Here is an 8,428-nt window from a genome sequence, read left to right on the forward strand (position 1 = left end):
CCAAATAACCAGAGTGACAAAAAGGCCCCTGCAACAGCCATTGGGACCGTCAGGATGATGATGATGGGATCTTTGAAACTTTCAAACTGGGCCGCCAGGATCAGGTAGACCAATAATAAAGCAAGTCCAAAGGCGAAGCTGGTATTGGAGGCACTTTCTCTGAAATCGCGGGATTCACCACCCAGGTCTGTAGAAAAACTCTCATCCAGCACTTTCGCCGAAATCCGGTCCATGGCATCTATTCCTTCTCCAATACTTTTCCCGGGTGCCAGGCCCGCAGATACGGTGGCTGCAGTGAATCGGTTGTTCCGGTACAACTGAGGCGGGCTGCTTTCTTCTTTCGCAGTCACCAGGTTGTCAATCTGGATCAGTTCATTCTTGTCGTTTCTGACATATACTGAACTCAGGTCCAGAGGGTCTTTACGGTCCGCCACCTCAAACTGTCCAATAACCTGGTACTGTTTTCCGTTCATGAAAAAGTAGGAAAAACGCTGACCACTCAGGCCAAGTTGCAAGGCAAGTCCAATATCTTGTACAGATACCCCAAGGTTTTTCGCCTTGGCCCGGTCGATGGTCAGGTCAATTTCTGGTTTATTGAATTTGAGGTTCACATCTGAAGTGGTAAATGTAGGGTCCTTGGAAACCTCATCCATAAACAAAGGCACCTTTTCCCGAAGCTTGTCGAAGTTCTGTGCCTGAATGATATAGTTGATGGGTAAGCCCCCGCGGCGTCCCACAGAAATGGTCGGCTGCTGGGTGACGACCACTTTTCCTTCTGTATATTTTCTGGTGATCTTGGTCAGTTTTGTTGCAATTTCAGCCTGACTTCTGTTGCGCTCATCAGGATCCGTTAAGCCCATTCTTACAAAACCACTATTGGTTGAAGCTGTTCCGCCAAAGCCTGGAGAAGTGATGGTAATGTTCACTTTCTTTTCCCGAACGGAATCGGCCACCATTTGTGAGATCTTCATCATGAACTGGTCTGTATAGGCAAAGGAGGCGCCTTCGGGTGTAGTTACATTCAGGTTGATAGCGCTTCTGTCATCGTATGGTGCAGTTTCTTTAGGGAGAATTTTCCAGAACAGAACAATGAGGCCCATACAAATGAGGATGATTGGGGCGGCAAGCCATCTTTTGTTCAGGAATTTATTCAGTTTATCCGCATAAGTATCATTAAGCTTTACAAAATAAGGTTCGGTAAAATTGTAGAACCTTGATTTTTTGTGCCCTGTTTTTTTCATCAGGTAGGCGTTCAGCATCGGGGTTAAAGTCAAAGAGACAAAGGCCGAAATCAATACTGCGGCGCCGATCACGATTCCAAATTCCCGGAATAAGCGCCCCACAAAACCCTGTAGAAAGATCACCGGTAAAAACACCGCAGCGAGGGTAATGGAAATGGAAATTACCGCAAAGAAAATCTCATTAGAACCTTTTATGGCCGCCTCAAAAGGAGAATAACCTTCCTCCACCTTTTTAAAAATGTTTTCGGTCACCACAATACCATCATCTACCACCAAACCCGTGGCCAGTACGATAGCCAGTAAGGACAAAACATTAATGGAGAAACCAAAAATGTACATCACAAAAAAGGTAAACACCAGGGAAACCGGGATGTCAATCAGGGGTCTGAAGGCGATGGCCCAATCCCTGAAGAACAGATAAATGATCAGGATCACCAGAATAAGGGAAAGGATGATCGTTTCCGCCACTTCGGTTACCGAACTCTTGATGAATTTAGTAGTGTCGAGAGAAATGTTCAGCTTAATATCCTGAGGAACATCCTTTTTGAGCTGTTCAAAACGCTTGTAAAATTCTTTAGAGATGTCAAGATAATTGGCGCCAGGTTGTGGAACCAATCCTACAGCAACCATCGGTTTGCCCGACTCTCTTAAAATGGTTTCTTCATTTTCAGAACCCAGTTCGGCATAACCTACATCTTTCAGTTTTACAACCTGATCCAGGTCGTTCTTTAGGATCAGGTTGTTGAATTCTTCTTCATTGGTCAGTTTTCCAAGGGTTTTGATCACAAGTTCAGTACTGGCACCGGTAATTTTTCCGGAAGGCAATTCCACATTTTCTTTGTCCAGTGCCGATACAATGTCTTGAGGGGTTAAGCCATAGGAAGCCAGCTTATTTGGGTTGATCCGGATGCGCATGGCATATTTCCTTTGCCCCTGGATTTGCACGGTACTTACACCTGTGATGGTCTGAAGGCGGTCTGCAATGACGTTTTCCGCGTAATCGCTCAATTGCATTACATTTCTTTTATCACTTTGAATGGTCATCGTGATCACCGCATCTGAATTTGCATCTGCTTTGGAAACCACCGGGTTACCGTCAATATCTTTTGGTAAACTCCTGGCCGCCTGTGAAACTTTATCCCGCACATCATTTGCGGCATCGTCAATATTTTTATCCAGGTTGAATTCAATCGTGATGTTACTGCTTCCCTGGTTACTGGAAGAAGAAATATTTCTGATCCCATCTATACCATTGATGGATTTTTCCAGTGGTTCAGTAATCTGGGATTCAATAATATCTGCATTGGCACCCGGATAAGAAGTTCTTACGTTTACAATGGTTGGGTCGATGTTGGGGTACTCCCTGACGCCAAGGAAATTGTAACCGATCACCCCAAAAAGCAGGATCATCAGGTTCATCACAATCGCCAGAACGGGCCTTTTTATACTCGTGGTTGATATACTCATTTTTGCTAACCTTAATTTTTAGTAAGCGTTACTTTTACCGGAGCATCTGGTTTCAGGGCCATTGCACCCGTTGTCAATACCGTATCACCTACATTTAATCCAGAGGTGATCACAATAGATTCGGCAGTCCGTGTACCTGCTTCAACCGGAACCTGTTTGGCCTTCCCGTTTTTGACAATATAAACCGTCTTTCCCTTGAGTACCGGAATAATGGCCTCGTTAGGGACTAAAATGGCATTGTCCTGTGTAGATAAAGACAACTGGACCTTCGCAAATGCGCCTGGAAGTAATTCATTATTTGGATTTGGTGCCAGGGCTTTGATTTGCAGGGTCCTGGTTTGGATATTGATTCCTGGCTCCAGAGCAAATACTTTTGCCGTATAGGTTTTTGGGGAGCCTTCTGTTTTAAACTTGATGTCAGAATTCACTTTGATTTGCCCTGAATATTTTTCAGGTACGGAAAAACTAACCTTAACAGGGTTAATACTGAGTAAATTGGCAATGACCCTGGTTGGTGCAAGGTAATCTCCAACTGAAATAGATCTTAGACCGATTTTGCCGCTGAAAGGCGCAAGAATAGATGTTTTGGCCAGTTGTGCCCTGATCAATTGAGTTTGTGCCCTGAGTGAAAGCAGGTCTGCAAGTGCGGTATCGTATTCTTCCTGACTGATGGCTCCTTTTTGCAGCAGTTGTTTTGCCCGGCTCTCAACGGTAGCAGATAGTTTTTCCTTGGTAAGTGCCTGTTGTAGCTGAGCCTGGATGTCTCTGTCATTGATCTTCACCAGTAAAGTCCCTTTCGTTACATTGGTGCCCTCTTTGAAATAAATGCCGGTCACCAATCCGGAAACCTCGCTTTGAAGTGCTACAGATTCGTTGGCATCTATAGCCCCGGTGATCTCCAGATCGTTGTTGAAAGAAATGGTTTTTACAACATATCCATTTACATTGAGGTGTTGCCCGGCACCTTTTTTGCCTTTATCCGAGCCTTTGCCCATTGAGGCGCCCTCTGCTGCAAGTTTCTTATTGGCAGAGATGCGGTAATAAACCAGATAGCTTATGCCAAGAACAATCCCGGCATAAATAAGATATTTAACCTTCATATTATTTGTGTGGTGTGCGATTTAAATACAAAAATATTTAAATATGTCACTGTGTATCTGTTGTATTAAGTATGTTACAGCCTCTTTTGAGATTTAAATCCAAAAAGAAGAGATAAATTATAAATTTGCTTCCCTACAAAACAACTTATTAGAAGGAAACAATTACATTCAAAAGAAGGTCATTGTATACACAGGAGCCTTTAAGAAACAGATGGAAATGAAGAAATCGTTAGCAGGATTAGTAATATTACTAGCATTAGGAATGACAGCAAGTTCACAGGTTAAAATTGGTTTTGAAGTTAGCTTCAAAGAACCGCAAGCACATTATGCGGAGGTAGAGATGAACATCTCGGGGATAAACAAGGATTATGTAGATGTGAAAATGCCGGTATGGGCGCCGGGTTCTTATCTGGTTCGGGAATTTGCCAAGCAAGTTGAAGGTTTTAGTGCAACCGCAGGTGGAAAACAGGCGAAGTTTGAGAAAGTAAGAAAGAATACCTGGAGGGTCTATACTTCTAAAGCCAGTGCTTTAAAAATCAATTACCGGGTGTATGGTTTTGAAATCTCTGTACGTACACCTTTTATTGATGATACGCATGCTTTTCTGTCTTCAACAGGAATTTTCATGTATCCTGATGGGATGCTGAAACAGCCAAGCACAGTAAAGATCATTCCATTCAAGGGCTGGAACAAAGTGTCTACCGGACTGGAGCCTGTTGCCGGTGAACAATTTACCTATCGTGCAGCAGATTTTGATATCTTGTTTGACAGCCCGATTGAAGTGGGTAACCAGGATGTTTTTGAGTTCATGGCAGCTGGGGTAAAACACGAAGTAGCGATGTATGGCGGTGGAAATTACGATGCTTCCCGTCTAAAAACAGATATGGCAAAAATTGTAGAAAGTGCGACAGCTGTATATGGAGAAAACCCAAATAAGCATTATACATTTATTGTACACAATTATGCGCAGGCTGGAGGTGGTCTGGAGCACCTGAACTCTACGGTGTTGGGAGCTTCACGGAACCAGTATGCATCAGAAGAAGGATATAAAGGCTTTTTAGGTCTTGTTGCTCATGAATATCACCATTTATGGAACGTGAAACGTCTTCGTCCGGTGGCCTTAGGCCCCTTTGATTATGACAATGAAAACTATACGACCAATCTTTGGGTGGCAGAAGGATTTACGGCCTATTATGAGAACAAGTTCATGCTGCGTTCAGGTTTTGTAAGTCCGGAGGAGTTTACAGCTAACCTGGCCAGCGCAGTAGCTGCTGTTGAAAATACCCCGGGAGCAAAAGTTCAGTCTGCTTCTTCTTCCAGTTATGATGCCTGGATCAAGTATTACAGACCGAATGAAAACTCGAATAATACAGGGGTTTCCTACTATAGTAAAGGCGAAGTGATTGGTCTGATTATGGATTTGGAGATCGCAAAGGCAACAAAAGGTGTCAAAAGCCTTGATGATGTCATGAAGGCGATGTACCTGCAATGTAAAACCTTAAAGAGAGGTTATACCGATGCTGAATTTAAGGCCATGGTAGAGAAGATCAGTGGACGCAGCTTTACAGATTTCTGGGCTAAATATGTCAATGGAACAACGCCAGTTGAATACGATAAGTATTTTGGTTATGCAGGTATTAAAGTGAAAAACGAGAATGAAGGCAAAAGTGTTCCTTATCTGGGGGTCACTTCTGTTAAGAAAGAGGGCCGTATTTTCATTACTGCAGTTTCCCGTAATTCTGCGGCCTGGACAGACGGCTTGAATGTGAATGACGAGATCCTGAGCATTGATGGTAGTCCGGTTGAGTCATCTGTTGAGCGTATGCCGGCCATTACAGGTAAGAATGTTGGCGATGTAGTGCAGATTAATGTGGGCAGGGATGGAATTCAAAGGACTTTTAAAGTAACGCTGAAGGCAAATCCTAACCTGAAACTGGTTCCGGTAGCAGCTGAAGCCAGTGCGGAACAATTGCAGGTGAGAAAAGGCTGGATGGGAATTTAGGATTTACAGACGAAAAAAAGGGCGGTAACTTCACAGTTACCGCCCTTTTTTATGGGTAGATGATTATTTTTTTTAAAAGGTGAAGCGGATAGACAGACCTAAGCCCGATCCATCAAATTCCGTATCTGGTGCCAGCGCAATGGCAGGTTTCCAGTCTAGTGAAAGATTGATAGGTGCATCTACAAATTTGTAATCCAAACCTATAACGCCGTCAACCGACAGGTAAAGGTCTCTTGAGTTGGTTGGTTTGTATTTGGCGGAACCTATTGTACCACCGATACCGTAATACCAGCCCAGACCTTGAACATCCTGAATTTTGTTATTGATCTCATATAAACCGGTTAAACGGAAATATTTGTAGTCGTCATGAGATCTGAAATTGGCAATAAGGTCTAGCATTTTATTAGAACCAAGGCTGGTTTTGAAGGTCACGCCATTTGCGGTTCCAAAACGACCACCAATTGCATTTTGATAATCTTGTGCTTTTGAAGTCGAAATCATGGCAACTGAAGCCATTACGGTTAAAAATAGAATAGTAAGTGTTTTTTTCATCATATGAATTTGTGTGGGTAATTGGTTTACCCACTGAGCAAATATTGTGCCGCTCAAGGGGAATAGATTAGAAAACAGGAATAAAGGAGCGTTGAAGTGGAAGGGAATGATGTCGGAAAATTCTGTACAGCTGCTTCAAGACTAACGATATCAGGCGGCTGAAGAAGCTGCAGATCTCTGAGGTCTTTCCGCAGCGTACAAGAATTTTCCGCAGCAAATTGCAGAGGAAGGAGGTGACCGGGCAGGGTGCGGATTACAAAATAGGAAGGTGAACCGGCAGGGTGCAAAGGTTTTGGAATGGGGGTGGTATTGTCTTTAATTTTTCCGGTCCAGGTTCTGTCCTGGTTTAAACTCAGAGCAGAGTTAGTCCGGTGTGAGTCCGGAGTAAGTCCGGGTTTTTCTGCAAAAACCCGGACTTACTCCGCTCTGATCAGATACTGAATCCGGAGTGAGTTTAAATCAAAACTAGATCTGGTCTGAGCCATGTATAACCTTGGCGATTTCCATAACATCTTATGCGACCCGCCCGGACTCTCCTCCCAGTTTAAGCGCCATGAAAACGTCAATATTACTCTGAGGAGACCTCAGCTTTGAAGCAAGACGCGCAGCGGCGCGAAAAGCGTTAGTCTCCGAAGAGTATATTGACATTTTACGACAGCTTAACTATTATTTTAAACCTCAGCTTTGAAGCAAGACGCTTAGCGTCGCGAATAGCGTTAGTCTCCGAAGAGTATGTTGAGTTTTTACGAATAGCTTACCAATTTTCTTAGGTGGAGACAGTTTTTTTAAAATTTTAAATTGTTAGATTTGAGAAACACAGTTTCGGTAAAACTCTAATCAGATAAAATCTATGCCTGTAACGATAAAAAGAGTATTTGATCTCCTCCAGTATAATTTAGAAAAATTTCCTAAAGAAGTATTTGTCAGCGGTAAATTAGAAGGAAAATGGAAAACGCATAGTACAGCGCAATTTGTTGATGTGGTGAATAACCTCAGCAAGGGGTTGATCCGGAAAGGTTTTGGAAAAGAATCCAGGATTGGTGTAATGTCACACAACAGACCGGAATGGAACATTACCGATTTTGCCATTATGCAGATTGGAGCCTATCAGATTCCCTTGTATCCTACGCTGGCTGAACATGATATACAATTTATCCTGAAGGATGCTGAAGTTAGTCTGATCTTTGTTGCAGATGAGGTGCTCTATAAAAAAGTAAAAAGTGTTGCAGACAGCCTGGAACAGAAAATACAAATTTATACCCTGGATAAGGTTGAAGGTGCAGAATATTGGGAAGCTTTAACTGAAGAAGGTGCAAAACAGGACATTAACCTGGAAGAATACCGCGCGGCTGTTAGCCCGGAAGATATTTTGACTCTGATTTACACTTCTGGTACGACAGGAACACCTAAAGGAGTTATGCTCACCCATGATAATCTGGTAAAGAATTTTGAAAATTCAGCGGTGTTATTGCCTGAGGGTATACACAAAGGCCTGAGCTTTTTGCCGCTTTCCCATATTTTTGAACGCATGATCGTTTATCTGTATTTCTACACCAATGTGTCCGTTTATTATGCCGAGAGCATGGATACCATCGTTGCAGACATCCAGCATGTAAAGCCAAATGCCTTTTCTACCGTTCCGAGATTGCTGGAAAAAGTCTATGAAAAGATCATGGAAAAAGGAAAAGAGCTGACTGGGATCAAAAGAGGGATCTTTTTCTGGTCAGTTGCCCTGGCAGAGAAATTTGAAACGGAAAGAACCTGGTTCTACAATTTTAAGCTTGGTATTGCCAGGAAACTGGTTTTTAAAAAATGGCAGGAAGCTCTTGGCGGGAATATTATTGTTATTGTTTCCGGAGGCGCGGCACTAAATCCAAGACTGGCCAGAATATTTTGGGCAGCTGATATGCCAGTATTTGAAGGCTATGGTCTGACCGAAACTTCTCCTGTGATCACGGTGAACCATTTTGATAACACCATGTTTGGAACCGTTGGACCGGCTATTAATGGCGTTGAAATTAAAATTGCCGAAGATGGAGAAGTATTGGCCCGGGGACATGATATCA

5 protein-coding genes are annotated in these 8,428 nt (G+C 43.1%); 2 read left to right on the plus strand and 3 right to left on the minus strand.

What is annotated here, in order from left to right; all coding sequences use genetic code 11:
- On the minus strand, positions 1 to 2,708 hold a 2,708-nt coding region (locus VNZ46_RS14835; RefSeq protein ID WP_325560854.1), incomplete at its 3' end, for an efflux RND transporter permease subunit.
- A gap of 11 nt (positions 2,709 to 2,719) precedes the next feature.
- On the minus strand, positions 2,720 to 3,808 hold the full coding sequence (locus VNZ46_RS14840) for an efflux RND transporter periplasmic adaptor subunit (protein ID WP_325560855.1): 1,089 nt from the start codon (positions 3,806 to 3,808) through the stop codon (positions 2,720 to 2,722).
- A 217-nt stretch (positions 3,809 to 4,025) separates the two neighbouring features.
- On the opposite strand from VNZ46_RS14840, the gene VNZ46_RS14845 reads away from it, so the two are divergent.
- Positions 4,026 to 5,810, plus strand: coding sequence for a M61 family metallopeptidase (locus tag VNZ46_RS14845; protein ID WP_325560856.1), 1,785 nt, complete (start codon positions 4,026 to 4,028; stop codon positions 5,808 to 5,810).
- A 72-nt stretch (positions 5,811 to 5,882) separates the two neighbouring features.
- Here the strand turns inward: VNZ46_RS14845 and VNZ46_RS14850 are convergent, their stop codons facing one another.
- Entirely contained in the window at positions 5,883 to 6,365 is a 483-nt protein-coding gene (locus tag VNZ46_RS14850; protein ID WP_316837717.1) for a hypothetical protein, read from the minus strand.
- Positions 6,366 to 7,212: 847 nt separating this feature from the next.
- Here VNZ46_RS14850 and VNZ46_RS14855 point away from each other — a divergent pair.
- On the plus strand, positions 7,213 to 8,428 hold a 1,216-nt coding region (locus VNZ46_RS14855), incomplete at its 3' end, for an AMP-dependent synthetase/ligase (protein WP_325560857.1).

The sequence above is a fragment of the Pedobacter sp. genome, assembly GCF_035566355.1.
Classification (GTDB): Bacteria; Bacteroidota; Bacteroidia; order Sphingobacteriales; family Sphingobacteriaceae; genus Pedobacter.